The sequence below is a fragment of the Dactylosporangium sucinum genome (assembly GCF_014647515.1).
In the GTDB taxonomy this organism is placed as follows: Bacteria; Actinomycetota; Actinomycetes; order Mycobacteriales; family Micromonosporaceae; genus Dactylosporangium; species Dactylosporangium sucinum.
Window position 1 is genome coordinate 23,016 of record NZ_BMPI01000001.1, and the last position, 14,459, is coordinate 37,474.

General features: G+C 74.2%; 11 protein-coding genes. All 11 read right to left on the reverse strand.

All coding sequences use genetic code 11. The annotated features are described in order from the left end of the window. Positions 1–24 precede the first annotated feature (24 nt). A complete protein-coding gene (locus IEZ31_RS00095; protein ID WP_190247585.1) occupies positions 25–960 on the reverse strand; it encodes a patatin-like phospholipase family protein in 936 nt (311 codons plus the stop codon). Further along, positions 957–1,955: a diguanylate cyclase regulator RdcB family protein gene (locus IEZ31_RS00100; RefSeq protein ID WP_190247586.1), complete on the reverse strand. Its 999-nt coding sequence runs from the start codon at positions 1,953–1,955 to the stop codon at positions 957–959. Before IEZ31_RS00100 ends, IEZ31_RS00095 begins: the two co-directional genes overlap by 4 nt. Next, positions 1,936–4,257 carry a dynamin family protein gene (locus IEZ31_RS00105; RefSeq protein WP_190247587.1) on the reverse strand — a complete coding sequence of 774 codons (2,322 nt, stop codon included), beginning with the start codon at positions 4,255–4,257 and terminating at the stop codon, positions 1,936–1,938. The genes IEZ31_RS00100 and IEZ31_RS00105 overlap by 20 nt, the downstream gene beginning before the upstream one ends. Continuing rightward, complete coding sequence (locus IEZ31_RS00110) at positions 4,254–6,617, reverse strand: dynamin family protein (RefSeq protein WP_190247588.1); 2,364 nt, start codon at positions 6,615–6,617, stop codon at positions 4,254–4,256. The genes IEZ31_RS00105 and IEZ31_RS00110 overlap by 4 nt, the downstream gene beginning before the upstream one ends. A 154-nt stretch (positions 6,618–6,771) precedes the next feature. Further along, a complete protein-coding gene (locus IEZ31_RS00115) occupies positions 6,772–8,013 on the reverse strand; it encodes an aldehyde dehydrogenase family protein (protein WP_190247589.1) in 1,242 nt (413 codons plus the stop codon). Further along, positions 8,010–9,107: a hypothetical protein gene (locus IEZ31_RS00120; protein WP_229833852.1), complete on the reverse strand. Its 1,098-nt coding sequence runs from the start codon at positions 9,105–9,107 to the stop codon at positions 8,010–8,012. The genes IEZ31_RS00115 and IEZ31_RS00120 overlap by 4 nt, the downstream gene beginning before the upstream one ends. After that, a complete protein-coding gene (locus IEZ31_RS00125; protein ID WP_190247590.1) occupies positions 9,101–10,348 on the reverse strand; it encodes a glucarate dehydratase family protein in 1,248 nt (415 codons plus the stop codon). Before IEZ31_RS00125 ends, IEZ31_RS00120 begins: the two co-directional genes overlap by 7 nt. Further along, positions 10,345–11,274 (reverse strand): 5-dehydro-4-deoxyglucarate dehydratase, encoded by a 930-nt coding sequence (locus IEZ31_RS00130; RefSeq protein WP_190247591.1) that lies wholly within the window; start codon positions 11,272–11,274, stop codon positions 10,345–10,347. The genes IEZ31_RS00125 and IEZ31_RS00130 overlap by 4 nt, the downstream gene beginning before the upstream one ends. A gap of 14 nt (positions 11,275–11,288) precedes the next feature. Continuing rightward, the gene (locus tag IEZ31_RS00135; protein WP_190247592.1) at positions 11,289–12,158 is read right to left on the reverse strand and encodes a carbohydrate ABC transporter permease; all 870 of its coding nucleotides are present in this window, start codon (positions 12,156–12,158) and stop codon (positions 11,289–11,291) included. Then, positions 12,155–13,099 (reverse strand): carbohydrate ABC transporter permease, encoded by a 945-nt coding sequence (locus IEZ31_RS00140; protein ID WP_190247593.1) that lies wholly within the window; start codon positions 13,097–13,099, stop codon positions 12,155–12,157. The genes IEZ31_RS00135 and IEZ31_RS00140 overlap by 4 nt, the downstream gene beginning before the upstream one ends. Then, positions 13,099–14,430: a sugar ABC transporter substrate-binding protein gene (locus tag IEZ31_RS00145; protein WP_229833853.1), complete on the reverse strand. Its 1,332-nt coding sequence runs from the start codon at positions 14,428–14,430 to the stop codon at positions 13,099–13,101. The genes IEZ31_RS00140 and IEZ31_RS00145 overlap by 1 nt, the downstream gene beginning before the upstream one ends. Between the last annotated feature and the right edge of the window lie 29 nt (positions 14,431–14,459).

A 14,459-nucleotide genomic window follows, 5' to 3' on the forward strand; every position in this document is an offset into this window, starting at 1 on the left:
CCGCCAACGGTTCCGGTCACAGCACTAGAGGTCGTCGAGCGAGTCCAGCATCGCCTCCTGGGCCGAGCGCCGGTCGTGCACCGCGCGGAGCAGTTCCTCGGCCCGGCCCAGGTCGCGGCGGGCGTCCTCGAATCCCTGACGCCGCAGCCGGCGCAGCCGCTGCGGGGAGAAATCCAGCAAGCCGGCCGCGGTGCCGGCCAGGCCCGGCGCGCTCAGCGCCTCGCCCGGCCGCAGCTCCAGGAAGCGGCCCCGCGGGTAGTCGTGGGCGTCCCACAGCACGCCGCGGGTGAGCTGCGTCACGATGATGAGGTCGAAGTCGCCGTACGCGACGAGCGGGCCGGCGGGGGTGTTGGCCGGGATGCCGCCGAGGCCGCCGTCGCGATAGAAGGTGCCGCCGACCCAGCGGCCGGGCGCGAAATACGGCAGGGCCGCGCTGGCCAGCACCGCCTGGTGGCGTAGTTGGAGCGGCATCGTGTCGACGCGCAGCCAGGCCGACGGCGTGCCGGTCGCGCTGCGGGCCAGGTCGAGCAGCCAGTCCGGGGCGAGCCGGCCGCTGCCGGGCCGCACCCCGGGGAACGCCGTGACCCAGAACGGGCGGGCGAACGCGGCGGCGTCGACGTACCGCTCGACCATGGCGTCGACGAACCCGGGCCGCAGCACCGGACTGTCCGCCATCGCGAGCAGGTCGGCGAGCGTCGCCCGGGGCGGCGGCGCGGGCAGCGCGGCCGGCGAGGCGCCGACCCGCTCGATCTCGTCCCAGACCTCGGACAGCCGGTCGGCGGCCGCGGCGATCGTGTCGGCGGCCGCGACGACGGCGCCGTTCAGCGCGCCGATGCTGGTGCCGGCGACGGCGGCGACCTCGATCTCCCGCGACGCGAGATATTCGACGACGCCCGCCTGGTAGGCGCCCTTCGCGCCGCCGCCGGCCAGGACGAGCCCGACCCGTGCCGTGCCGCTCATCGCTGCGTGCCCTCCCATCGCCGCCGGGCCTGCGCGGCCAGGTCGAACTGCTCGCCGACGGCCCGCTTCACGAAGCCGCTGATGGTCGCGCCGCCGTCGACCCAGCCGGTGCGGCGGCGGCTGAGTTCCAGCGCGATACGTGCCGGTCGCTCGGGCCGGGCGGTGTCGGGCAGCGACGCCAGCTCCATCGTCAGCGCGACGGTCGCGGTGAGCGGCCGGTCGACGAGCGCCAGCCGCGGGTCGAGGCCGGCGTCGAGCAGCTCGGCCAGCAGCCGCCGGTGGTCGCCGGTGCGCAGCGCCCGCCAGCCGTCGTCGAGCACCGTCTCCAGCGGGAACCCTCGGTCCGGCAGCGCCGCCACCTCCCGCAGGGCCGCCAGGAGCACGTCGGCGACCCGGACCCGGAACGCCGGGCCGGCCTGCGCCTCCCACCGGCCGCACACCCCGGCAGCCAGCTCCCGCGCCATGAGCACGGCCAGCACCGGCCAGGGCACGCCGCCGTGGCCGGCCTTGGCCCGGCTACCGAGCCCGGCGAGCACGTCGTCCGCCGCGAGCCGCAGGTCGACGGATGCCCGCCACTGTTCCAGGACCGCGATCCGCTCGTCGCAGGCCCGGATGTACTCGCCGAGCGCCTCGGCCACGTCGGCCAGCCGGCGCTGTTCGAGTGCCGTCGCATCGGCCAGATCCCGCGTGTACCGCAGGTGCGTCGCCACCCGCGCCAGCGCCAGATCGGTGACGGCGGCCCGCTGTGCGGCCTCCGTCGACAGCTCGACCAGCGCCTGCTGCCCGTCGACGAGCGCCCGGAACGTCATCAGCTGTGCCTTGTGGTCGCTCCCGGTCAGCTGGGCGAACAGCCGCGCCACGACCCCCTGCTCAGCTCGGTCCGCGGTGATGCCCCGGGCCACCCCGAGCCCGTTGACCAGCTCCAGCAGGGTCCGGTCGGACACCCCGGGCAGCCGCCGGACCATCCGGCGCACGTCATCGTCGACCGGTTGCACTCGTGCTCCTCTCCACAGCCCAAGCGAGGTCCGCGAGGTCCGGCTCCGGGCCTGCCGCCCCCAGCCGGGCCAGCGCCGAACGCAGCACCGCCAGATCCGGCCCGGCCGCGAGCCGCTCCAGCACCGCGGCCCGCAGCTCGGCGACACCGGAGCGGGAGCGGGCCTTGCCGGCCAGGCGACGCAGCTCGTCGCCCGACGCCGGGCCGCCCGACGGCAGGACGAGGTCGCGGAGGTGGCCGGCGGCCGCGGCGTCGCCGGGGTCCCGCAGGTGCGCGGCGGCCGCGACGGCCAGCACCGCCGACGTCTCGTACACGGGCGCGCCGGGGCGGCGGACCAGGTGCCGGGCGGCCGCCGCGGCGCCGGGCCGGTCGAGGTCGGCGCGGCCGCGGCGCTGGTCGACCCGGTTCACCACCAGCCAGAGCAGTTCGTCGGCGAGCACCGCCAGCCGGGAGCGGACCCGCTCAGCGAGCCGCGCCTCGGCGGTGCTGCCGATCTGGGTGTAGTCCACGACGACGAGGCCGGCATGCGCGGCGGCGACCTGCTGTTCAACGATGGTGCCGAGCAGGGCGCCGCCCGCGCCCTCGTCGGGGCCGGGCGTGTCGACGAGCACGACCCGGCCGTCGCCGGCGCCGGGGACGCGCACCTCCGGCACCCAGCCGGCCAGTGGGGCGGTCTCGTGGGCCGGCAGGAGGTACATCGCGAGGCGGGCAAGGTCGTGCAGCGCCGTCAGCGCCGTGCGCACCGCCGCCGCGCCCGTGACGACCGCGCCGGTGCGCAGCGGGGCCTGGTCCAGGCCGGCCGCGAACCGGGCCAGGTGCGGGTGCGCGGCGAGCGACGGCGCCGACGGTGAGCGGAGCCGGGCCCGGACCCGCCCAGCCATCTCGGTGGCCTCGGCGGCCAGGTCGAGCGGCACCCGCAGCTGCGGGCCGGTCATCCCGCCGAGCACCAGCCGGGTGGCCAGGACCGTCATCGCCTGGGCCCGGCGCGGCACGACGTCGTGGCCGGTGATCGCGCTCAGCAGGGTCGACTTGCCGGCCTTCATCGGCGCGACCACGACGACCCGGACCTCGGCCGGCGCCGACCTCGCAAGCCGGTCGAGGTCGGCGCGCACCTCGGGGTCGAGCAGGCGGGCGCTGCGCCGGGCGACATGCGGCAGCGCCTGGCGGATCGCCGGGGTCAGCCCGCCGTCGTCAGTGATGTGCAGCGCCTCCCAGGCCGCGGCGAGCGCGCCGCCGCCCGCGGCGAGCCGGTCCCACCCGCCCCGGGCCGTGGTGGCCCGATGCAGGGCGGCCTGCGCGGCCCGCTCCGCGGTGGCGGACTCGTCGAGCCGGGCGGCCACCACGGCGTGGCAGGCGGTCAGGCCGGCGTCGAACTCCGCGGCGGCCGCGGCGACCCCGCGGCCGGCGGCGGCCACGGTCTCCGCCAGCCACCGCTCGGCGGCAGCCTCACACGCCGGGCCGATCCGGCCGCGGTCCACGACGAAACCGCGCCGCCCGAGGACGGTGACGAGGTCGGTCCGGTACGAGTGCGGGGTGCGCAGCCACAGCCCGCGCTCGGGCCGCGCCGACAGCGGCTGCACGGCGCCGGCCGCGGCGGACAGCAGCGCACGGCCTGGCCCGGGCAGCGCGTCGGCCATCACCGCGGGAACAGTGGCGGCGGCCGGTGGCGGCACCGCGTAACGGGTCGCCAGCAGCACGCGCAGGTCGGCGAGCCGGGCCCGGGTGGCGGCTACGGCCGTGGCCAACTCCCCCACCGCGGCCGCGTGGGCCGACTCGGCCCGCCGCGCGTCGCCCCCGACGAGCACGGCCGCGAACCCGGCGGCGCGGTCGCGGTCGGCGAAGGTGCGCAGTCCGTCGCGCCGGCGACCGGTGGCCCGGTCGGCCGCCGGCCGGGCGGCGGCCAGGCGCCGCGCCGCGGCGGCGAAGCGGTCGAGGGCGCGGCGCAGCGCCTGCGGGAGATCCTGGGCGGCGCGCTCGATCCCTGCCAGGTCAATCGCCGCCGCCGCGCCGGCCGCGGAGGCCTCGTCCAGGGCCTCGCGGGCCGCGCCCGCCGCCCGCCACTCGGCCGCGGACGCCTCGTCGACCAGGCGGCGGACCGGGGACAGGTGCCGGGCGAGCACGTCGTCGAGGGCGCGCACCAGCGCGAGGGGGCCGGCCGGCATCCCGCTCAGACCGGCCCGGACCGGGGGCAGGGCGCGGCGGAGCTCGACCTCGGCGGCCGAGCGGCCGTGCCTGGCCGCGGCCTCGGTGCCCTCGATCCAGGACCGGACCTCGTGCCGCAGGGCCTGCGCCGCATCGGTCATTCAGGTGTCTGGGGCAGGCGCTCGCGGTACTCCAGCAGACCGTCCAGCTCCTGCTGGAGGCTCGCCTCGAGCTTCGTCAGGGCGTCGCGGCGCTCGCGCTGCTGGGCCTCGTCGCGCTCGCCGGCACGCTGCGAGCGGGTCAGCGCGCCGTGGTAGCGCTTGAGATAGTCGTCGAGGCCCTGGTAATAGGCGGACAGCTCGGCGCTCAGCGTGGTACCGACATACCGGGTGAGCTGCACCTCCATGCCCTTGACCTGGGTCGAGAAGGCGGCGCTGAGCTGGCGCATCACGTCGCTGCGGGACACCACGTAGGTGGTCACGGAGACGGTCTTCTTCGTCTTGACCTTCACGTCGCGCTTGCCGATCCACAGCTTGTACCAGACCCGGCGGCGCTCGATCGTCTCGACCTCCTGCTCGTGGGTTGTGGTCCGCGCCCGCGCCCCCTCCAGGCGGCTGCTGAGCTTGCCGTTGACCACGGCCGGCGGTGGTGGCTGGAGTTTGACGTCGAACGCGGACGACAGCGTCTCGGCGGCGCGCTCGATGAGCTCGCGGACCTTCGACTCCTGCTCGGCGACGATCGTCGCGGTCAGCCGGCCGACCCGCTTCTCGAAGTGGTAGCGGGCGACGTCGAGCAGCTGGTGCAGCTGCTCGGTGACCGCGCCGGCCAGCTGGTCCTTGAACCGGTTGGCCCCGTCCTCGGTCGGGAACGAATGCTCGTCGCTTTGCGGCTTGTCGTGGAACAGCTTGTCGAACAGGCCGGTGAGGCCGCGCCGGATCGCCCGCACCGGCTCCCATCCGCCGGACGCCTCGTGTTGCTGCTCCCGGCCGACCTCCAGCATCCGGATGATGTGCTGGCCGTGCCCCTCCAGCTCGCGGACGAACGTGGTGAGTTCGGCCTGGAAGCGCCGCTGCAGCTGCTCGGGGCTGGGCCGGGCGTCTCGGTGACCCTGCAGCAGCGCGATCTCCGACTCCAGCGCAGCGAGCTGCTGCGCGACGATCTCGCTGCCCCGGTCGGCGGCGCTGCGCTCCAGCGCGATGAGCTCGGCTAGCTCACCGGCCGCGGCCTCGAAGCGTTTGATGCCGGCCGACATCACGGCCGGCGCGGCGCCGCGGCGCAGGCGGGCGATGGCCGTGTCGACGAGCTCGGCGACGTGGCTCTTGCGCAGGAACCGCCGGGCGTCGATGCGCAGGCTCTCGGTGTCGGTCTCGGCCAGGCGCTCGGTGAGCTCCTCGTCGTCGTCGAGCGGGTACAGCTCGCGCAGCACCGAGCGGGCCGCCTCGCTGTCGGATGGCGCGAACCGCTCGCCGGCCGCGTCGATCTCGGCCAGCACCCGGGAGCCGAGCAGGCCCCAGTTGGCGACGGCCTCGAACAGCTGCCGGTCGGCCTGCTCCGCGGTCAGCCCGAGGCTGTGCCGGACGGCCTCGCGGGTGTCGGCCTTGCTCAGGTCGTCCTTGGTCTTCCGGGCGTCGACCTTGTTCACCACCGCGTAGAGCCGCGACGTGCCGATGATCTCCAGGTGGCGGCCCAGCCGGTTGCGGATGTCGGCCGCCGCCTCCCCGCCCATCTGGGTGTAGTCAAGCACGACCAGCACCACGTGGCTCTCGGCGAGCTGACGCTCCAGGGCCGGGCCGAGCCGGGCGGCGATCGCGTACTCGTTGGGGCCCGGGGTGTCGATGATGACGAGCCGGCCACCGGTACCGGCGCCGGCGGCGAACGAGTGGACGTGGCCGGTGCGCAGTTCGGGCAGCTCCCGCACGCCGCCGAGGAAGTCCTCGTCGCCGATGGCGAGGGCGGCCAGGCGCATCTCGTCGTTGAGGCGGGCCAGGACCGCGTGCACCTCGGCGGTGCCCTCGTACCATTCCTGGAGCGGGGCGAGGGCGTCGGCCTTCAGCAGCGTGGCGAGTTCGTCGAGGTAGCCGTGCTCGCGGGGCACCGGCCAGCGGGCCAGCATGACCGCGCGGACCTGCGTCTCCAGGGTCTGGAACAGCCGCCGCAGCGACTCGGGCAGGTACAGCTGCGGCTTGTTGAGGTCCATGCCCTCGACCAGCACGATCTTCGTCGGCAGCGTCGTCATCGGGTTGGCCCTCGCCGGCAGGAGCTGGTAACCGACGATCGCGTTCACCAGCGTCGACTTGCCGGCCTTCATCGGCGCGACGATCGGCATGATCAGCTCGAGGTTGCGGACCGACTCCAGCTGCGCTTCCAGGCTGACCCGGAGGAACTGCGCATCGTGGGCGGTCGCGCCGCGGTGGACGCCGAGCAACTCGGCGTTGTCGGCCAGGCCCCGGATGCGCTCGAAGGCCCGGATGAGGTCCTGATGCAGCTCCCCGAGGTCCTTGTCCTCGACGTCAGTCGACACGCGACGAACGTTAATCAGCAACGCGACCGCGCACATGAGAGGACCGGACTGGAACCGCGACCCGCGCGGGGGATGCATTCCGCGTCACGAAACCGGGCGGCGGTAGCGTCTGACCTGATATGTCCGCCGAAGAGTTCACCGCGCTGCGCCCCATCTAGGTGAGGGTGTCGATCAGCTCCGGGGGTAGGCCCTGGAGGGCCACCGGGCGCAGGAAGCGCTCGATCGACCGGGTGCCGACCGACGTGTACAGCGGGTTCGACGTGGCCGGCCATGGGCCGCCGTGGTGCATCGCCTCGCAGACGGCCACGCCGGTGGGAACGCCGTTGAGGATGACGCGGCCGGCCGTTGGGACAAGGGCGGCCAGCAGCGGCGGGAGCTGCGGGTCCTGCGGGTCGCCGAGGACCGTCGCGGTCAGCGAGCCGTGCAGTCGCGCGGCGAGCTCACCGTAGCGGGCGACCGGGCAGCGGCACACGACCACCGCGGGGCCGAAGTGCTCCTCCAGGAGCGGGCCGGTCAGGGCGTCGGCGTCGACGGTGACGGCGAAGGCGTGCCGCGGCGATCCGGTGGCCGTGACCACCCCGTGAACGGCGGCCCCGGCGCGCCAGGCGGTGTGCGCCGCCGCCATCGCGGGACTCAGCATGCGCGAGAAGGGCGGTTCGGCGGCCACCGCGGCGGCGACGTCGGCGGCGAAGGCGTCGGTGGGGACGACGACGAGCCCCGGTTTCGTGCACAGCTGCCCGGCCGAACCGGTGACCGAGGCGGCGAGCCGGGCCGGCCACGACGGGTCGGACAGCGCGGACGGCAGGACGAAGACGGGGTTGAGCGAGCCCATCTCCGCGTAGACGGGGACGGGGTCGGGCCGGGCGGCGGCCGCGTCCATGAGGGCTCGCCCGCCGGACGGCGAGCCGGTGAACGCGACGGCGCGGACGGTCGGGTCGCGGACCAGCGCGAGCGACACGTCCGGGCCGCCGTGCACCAGCCGGAAGCGGTCCGGGGCGAGGACCGTCGCGGCGATGCCGGCCAGCAGGCCGGCGGTCTCCGGCTGCGCGGGGTGGGCCTTGACGACCACCGGGCAGCCGGCGGCCAGCGCCGCGGCGGTGTCGCCGCCGAGCACGCCGAAGGCGAGCGGGAAGTTGGATGCGGCGAACACCGCGACGGGCCCGATCGGGACGCGGATCCGGACGATGTCGGCGCCGTCCGCGGCGGCGTTCGGCGAACGGACGGTCGCGCGGGCGGCGGCGGCGTGATCGGCGAGCAGACGCAGCTGGCCGGTGGTCCGGTCGAGCTCGCCGGCCAGCCGGGCCTCGGTGAGGCCGGTCTCGGCCGCCGCCACCTTGATCACCGCTTCGCGGGCGGCGTCGAGGGCGTCGGCGACGGCGTGCACGGCGTGGCTCATGTCTTCTCCAGGATCTTCGCGACCGCGTGCATGGCCTGCTGCCGGCGCGCCGGGGCAAGGCCGAGGTGGTAGAGGTGGATCCCGCTGGCCCCCGCGCCGACGAGCGCCCGGACGTGGCCGGGCAGATCCGCGCCGCGGACCGGGGACAGCGCGGTGACGTAGGCGTGGACGGTGTCGCCGCGCCCGACCGCGGTGGCGACGGCCTCGACCGTCGACGGCGCGACGGCCCACGCGTTGAGCAGCAGCCGTGCGGGCGTCGCGTGAACGTGGCCGGGTGACGGACCGGTCGCCCAGGGGTCGACGCCGGCGTGGAGCAGCACGGGAGTGCCGCCGAGCGCGCCGGCGCATTGGCGGCGCAGCTGTTCCGCCGCGCGCAGCCGGGCCCCGAGGATGAGCTCGGCGTCGTCGACCGCGGAACCGGTGCGCACGGCGGCGCGCAGCTGGCCGACGATCCGTTCCGGGTCGGCGCCGGCGGTCACCCAGGCCCGGCGGCAGGCCGGGCAGCAGCACACCGAGAGCCAGCGCCGCGCCTGCTCGTCCCAGGCCTCGACGGTCTTGTCGTGATGGCCGGCGTGGACGACCCCGAGCTGCCCGCAGGACTCCAGGGACACCATGCTCAGCGGTACCTCATGAACCGCCTCGGCGGCCAGCAGCGCCGCGTAGTCGCGGACCTCGTCCCAGGAGGGGCACAGCGCGTACGGGTAGCGGTCGCCGAAGCAGTTGGTGACGGTGACGTCCGGGTGTTCGGTGCCCAGCCTGGTGTTGTGGGTGAGCACGACCCAGCCGACGACGCCGAGCCCGCGGGCCGACAGCGCCGAGGCGGCGGTCCGGAACGGGTCCGGAGCGTCCATCCAGTCGGGCGCGAGCGGGCGCAGCCGGCGGCTTCGCCACACGGACGCGCGGACCGGGCGGTAGAGCGCCGCATACCGGGCCTCGACGACCTGATGGTGCGGGTGCAGCGGGGTGGCGGCCCGGACACTGTGGTAGGCGGCGGCGAGGGTGACCGAGTCGAGGCCGAGCTCGGCGGCGCGCCCGGCGAACGCCGGGTCGCCGAGCACGTCCCAGCAGTACGCGTGGCCGGACAGCGTCACCACCGCGGACGCAGCTTGCGAAACGCCGGGTCGACGGTGCGCATGTAGGCGGTGTCGTCGCGGACCCGCACGCCGCAGCGCAGGTAGTTCTCGTGTAGCCGGGCCAGCATGTCGCGGTCGAGCTCGACGCCGAGGCCGGGGCCGTCCGGCACCGTGACCGCACCGTCCACGATCGGCAGTGGCGCCGTGACCACGTCGACGCCGTCCTGCCACGGAGTGTGCGTGTCCGCGGCATGGGTCAGGTTGGGCAGGGCCGCGCCGAGCTGCACCATCGCGGCGAGGCTGATGCCGAGATGGCTGTTGGAGTGCATGGAGACGGCGACGCCCCACGTGTCGCACATCCGCGCCAGGTCGACCGACGCGCGCAGCCCGCCCCAGTAGTGGTGGTCGGCGAGCACGACGCCCACCGCCGCACGGCTGAACGCGGGTCGGAGGTCGGCGAAGCGCACGACGCACATGTTGGTGGCGAGCGGCATCCCGGCCTCCCGGGCGACGGCGGCCATCCCGTCGATGCCGGGTGTGGGATCCTCGAGGTACTCCAGCAGGCCGTCCGTCGCCGCAGCGACCTTGCGTGACGTCTCGACCGACCAGGCGCAGTTCGGGTCCAGCCGCAGGGGGTGGTCCGGGAACGCGGCGCGCAGCGTCCGGATGGCCTCGATCTCGGCGTCGGGCTCGAACACACCGCCCTTGAGCTTGATCGACCGGAACCCGAACCGGTCGACGAGCATCCGCGCCTGCGCGACGATGCCGGCGGGATCGAGTGCCGCGCCGAAGCCGTCGGGCGGCGCGGCGGGGTGCGCCGCCCACTTGTAGAACAGGTAGGCCGAGAACGCGACCGAGTCGCGGCAGCGCCCGCCCAGCAGCGCGTGCACCGGCCGGCCGACCGACCGCGCCTGCAGGTCCAGGCAGGCGACCTCGAACGGGGCGAAGACCTTGGCCACCGGGTCCGGCGTGCCGGTCAGGCCGTGCCGATCGGTGGTGTCGTGGCCGGTCACGACGGCGGCGACCGTCCGGCGGATCGCGGCGAGGTCGAACGGGTCGGCCCCGGCGAGCGCCTGCGCGGCCGTGCGGACCAGCCCAAGGTGCGGTGCGTCGCCGTAGGTCTCGCCGATGCCGGCGAGGCCGTCGCCGGCGGTGAGCTCGACGATCGTGCGCAGCGCCCACGGCTCGTGCACGCCGGCGGAGTTCAGCAGCGGCGGATCGGGGAACGCGATCGGCGTGACCGTGGCGGCGAGGATCCTCATGCGGCGTGCCGCAGTCTGCGCAGCGCGGCCCGGCCGGCGTCGATCACCTCGGCGAGCCGCTCCACGTGGGCGGGCGTCGGGTCGACCAGCGGCGGCCGCACGCTGCCGACGTCGAGGCCCTCCAGCCGGGCGCCGGCCTTGACCAGCGAGACGGCGTAGCCGGGCACGAGATCGCGCAGCGCCACGAACGGCAGGTAGAACGCGGCCAGCAGGGCCTGCACGGTGTCGGCGTCGCCGGTCGACACGGCCCGGAAGAACGCGGTGGCGATGTCGGGGACGAAGCACAGCACGGCCGAGGAGTAGCTCTCGATGCCGATGGCCTGGTACGCCTGGACGGACAGTTCGGCGGTCGGCAGCCCGTTGAGGAAGCCGAACTCGGCGGCTCGCGGGTGGCCGCTGGTGCGGATCGCCGTCACCAGGCGCAGCATCGCGCTGACGTCGCCCCGGCCGTCCTTGATGCCGGCGACGGTCGGCACGTCGAGCAGCGCGACCGCGGCGGCCGGGTCGAGCACGGCGTTGGCCCGCTGGTAGACGGTGATCGGCAGGCTGGTCGCCTCGGCCACGAACCGGACGTGCTCGACGAGCCCGGCCGGGGTGGAGCTCACCAGGTACGGCGGCAGCAGCAGCAGGCCGTCCGCGCCGGCCTCGGCGGCCGCGACCGCGAAGTCGCGCGCCAGCTGCGGCCCGCCGCCGGTGCCGGCGAACACCGGCACCCGGCCCGCGGCCACCCGCACCGCGGTGCCGAGCACGTCGCGGTACTCCTGCATCGACAGGCTGGTGAACTCGCCGGTGCCGCAGGCCACGAACAGCCCGGACGGCCCGGCGGCCAGCTGCTGGGCGATGTGGTCGGCGAGGACGGTGAGGTTGACCTTGCCGTCCTCGGTGAACGGTGTCAGCGGAAACGACAGCAGGCCGTGGAGGCGCATTGGCGAATGTCCCTTCATCCCTTGACGGCGCCGGAAGTGAGGCCGCGCATGAACTGGCGCTGGAAGCCGAGGAACGCGATGACCGACGGCAGCAGGGCCAGCAGCGCCGCGGCGAGCACCACGCCGACGCCGACCTGCTCGTCGGCGCGCAGGCTGCGCAGCGCGAGCGGCAGCGTGAACTGGGCCGAGTCCTGCGCGACGAGCAGCGGCAGCATGTACTGGTCCCAGATCATGTTGAAGCCGAAGATGCCGATGACGCCGAGCGCCGGCCGGCACAGCGGCATGACGACGGACCAGAAGATGCGCAGGTCGCCGGCGCCGTCGAGGCGGGCGGCCTCCTCCAGCTCGACCGGGATCTCGCGCATGAACTCGGTCATCACGAGGATCGAGAACGCCCATGCGCCGACCGGGACGATCATGCCGACCAGGCTGCCGACGAGGTTCACGTGCACGACCGGCACGTCGGCGAGGACCAGCGACAGCGGGATCGCGAGGATCTCCTCGGGCAGCATCATCGTGGACAGGATCAGCAGGAACACCAGCCGCATGCCGGGGAACCGCTTGCGGGCCAGGGCGTACGCGGCGGAGATGCTCACCAGGATCTGCAGCAGCAGGCCGCCGCCGGCGACGATGAAGGAGTTGGTGAGGTACCGCAGCACATCCTGGCGGATCGCGGCGCGGAAGTTGTCGAGCGTGAGGTCGCGCGGGATGAGCGTCAGGCTGGACGGGTCGTGGACCCCGCTGAACGAGCTGACCAGCAGGGCGAGCAGCGGTCCGGCGAAGACGAGCACCAGGGCGGTGTAGACGACGAACCGGACGATCCGGGCCGGTACGCCGGGCAGGTCGGCGAAGCCGAGCGCGGTGTCGTGACGGGATGCCTTCATCGTTCGGCCCTCCGGGACCGGGCGTACTGGACCGCGAGGGTGAGCACGACGGTGGCCAGCAGCAGCACCACGGAGCCGGCGGCGGCGACACCGAGCTCGTTGCGTTCCAGCCCGAGCTTGTAGATGAGCGTCATGAGGACCTCGGTCGAGCCGTTGGGGCCGCCGTTGGTGAGCAGGAAGATCTCGGTGAACACGCGCATCCCGCGGATCGCGGCGAGCGTGAACAGGATCGCGAACACCGGCCGCAGCGCCGGGAAGGTCACGTGCCACAGGCGCCGCCAGCCGCTGGCGCCGTCGACGGACGCGGCTTCGTACAGCGTGCGGTCGACGCCCGCCAGACCGGCGATGAAGATCATCATGTCGTAGGGCGCGCCGCGCCAGACGCCGACGGCCATGACCGACCACAGCGACGTGTCCTGGGAGTTGAGGAACTGCGACGGGCCGACGCCGACCCAGCCGAGGACGGCGTTGATCGCACCGTCCGGCGCCGGGTAGTACAGGATGCGCCAGACCTCGGCGACCACGGCCATCGCGGCGACGGTCGGCAGGAACACCGCGGTCCGCACGAACCACAGGCTCCTCGCCTGCCCTTCGACGAGCAGGGCGAGGACGAGGCCGATGACGATCGAGCCGGCGGTCTGGCCGACGGCGAGCACAACCGTGTGCCAGATCGCGGCCAGGAACGTGTCGTCGGTGACGACCTCGCGGTAGTTGTCCGCGCCGACCCAGCGGTCGCCGAGGTACGGCCGGACCTCGTAGAAGCCCATCTCGATGGCGCGGGCCATCGGCACGAACTTGAACAGCGCGAAGAGGATCAGCGCCGGGGCGAGGAACGCCCAGGGGACGAGGCTCGCGCGCAGCCGGAAGGGGCGCCGCCTGCTGGACGGCGCCGGGGCGGGAGCGCGGCGCGCCCCCGCCCGTGGTGGGGCCAGGGCAGCCATCAGGCCGCCGCACCCTGCTTGGTCAGCTCCTGCTGGAACGTGTCGGCCAGCTTGGTGAGCTGCTGTTTCGGGTTGGAGCCGCAGTCGGCGACGATGGCGTTGACGGTGTCGGAGGACGCCTGGCGGAAGGGGGTCCAGTCGGGCACGGCTGGCGTGTACCGCCCGACCTCCTTGTAGACCTTGTCGAAGACGTCCCAGCGGGTGTCCTTTCGCACCGAGGCGAGCGTCACCCGCGAGTTGACCGGGAGCCGGACGATGTTGCCGTCGGTGTCGCCGGCCATGCCGATGGTCTGGCCGTCGACCGAGATCGCGAACTCGGCGAACTTCTCCTGCCCGGCCTGGTTCTTCGAGCCGGCCATCAGGTAGATGTTCTCGCCCTCGGCGAGGGACGCGGACTTGCCGCTCGGACCGGGCGGGGCCGGCAGCACCTCATACTTGTCGGCGCCGAGGTTCTTGTCGAAGCGGGCCATGTTGTACGGACCGGTGAAGTAGATGCCGCCCTTGCCCGTCTCGAACGCCGGGTGCGCCTGCGTGGTCTCCATCGTCACCGCGCCCGGCACGACCGTCTTGGCGACGCAGAACTGGGCCTTCAGCCACTCGACGGCCGCGACCGCCTGATCGCTCGCGATGGCCGGGGTGAACTTGCCGTCCTTCTCGGTGAAGTAGTCGCCGCCGGCGGCCCAGAGGAAGCTGGTGAGGTACCACGACATGTAGCCGCGCTTCGTCGAGCCCGGCACGACGTAGCCGTAGGTGTCGGCCTTGCCGTTGCCGTCGGGGTCCTTGGTGGTGAACGCGGTGGCGAGCGCGTCAAGGTCCGCCCATGACCTCGGCTGCGACAGGCCCAGCCTCTCGCGCCAGTCCTTGCGGATGAACAGGGCGAACGACTGCGCGCTGTTGGGCACGCCGTAGAACTTGCCGTCGGCGCCCTTCGCGGCCTCCCAGGAGGCGGGGGTGAGCATGTCCTGGCCGTCGATGCCGGCCCGGTCGACCTCGCGCACGATGCCCTGCTTAACGAGCAGGCCGAGCTGCGCGGTGTCGTTGATGACGATGTCGGGCAGCTGCTTCTGCGCGGCGGCCTGCTGCAGCTTGGTCTCGAAGTCGTCGAAGAGCGCGGTCACGTGAGTGGGAACGCCGGAGCGCTCGGTGAACTTGGCGGCCAGTTCCTTGGTGGTCTTCTCGGTGTTGGAGCCCGGGGGCTTGCGGACCCAGATCTCCAGCTGTGCGCCCGGGTCCTGGTCCTTGGCGGGGGCCGCTCCGGAGCCGCACGCGGCAAGCAAGCCCGCGAACGCGAGTGTGGCGACAAGTCTGAGCGAGGGGTGCCGTCCAGACACTGCCTTGCCTCCTGTCTACATATGTGGAC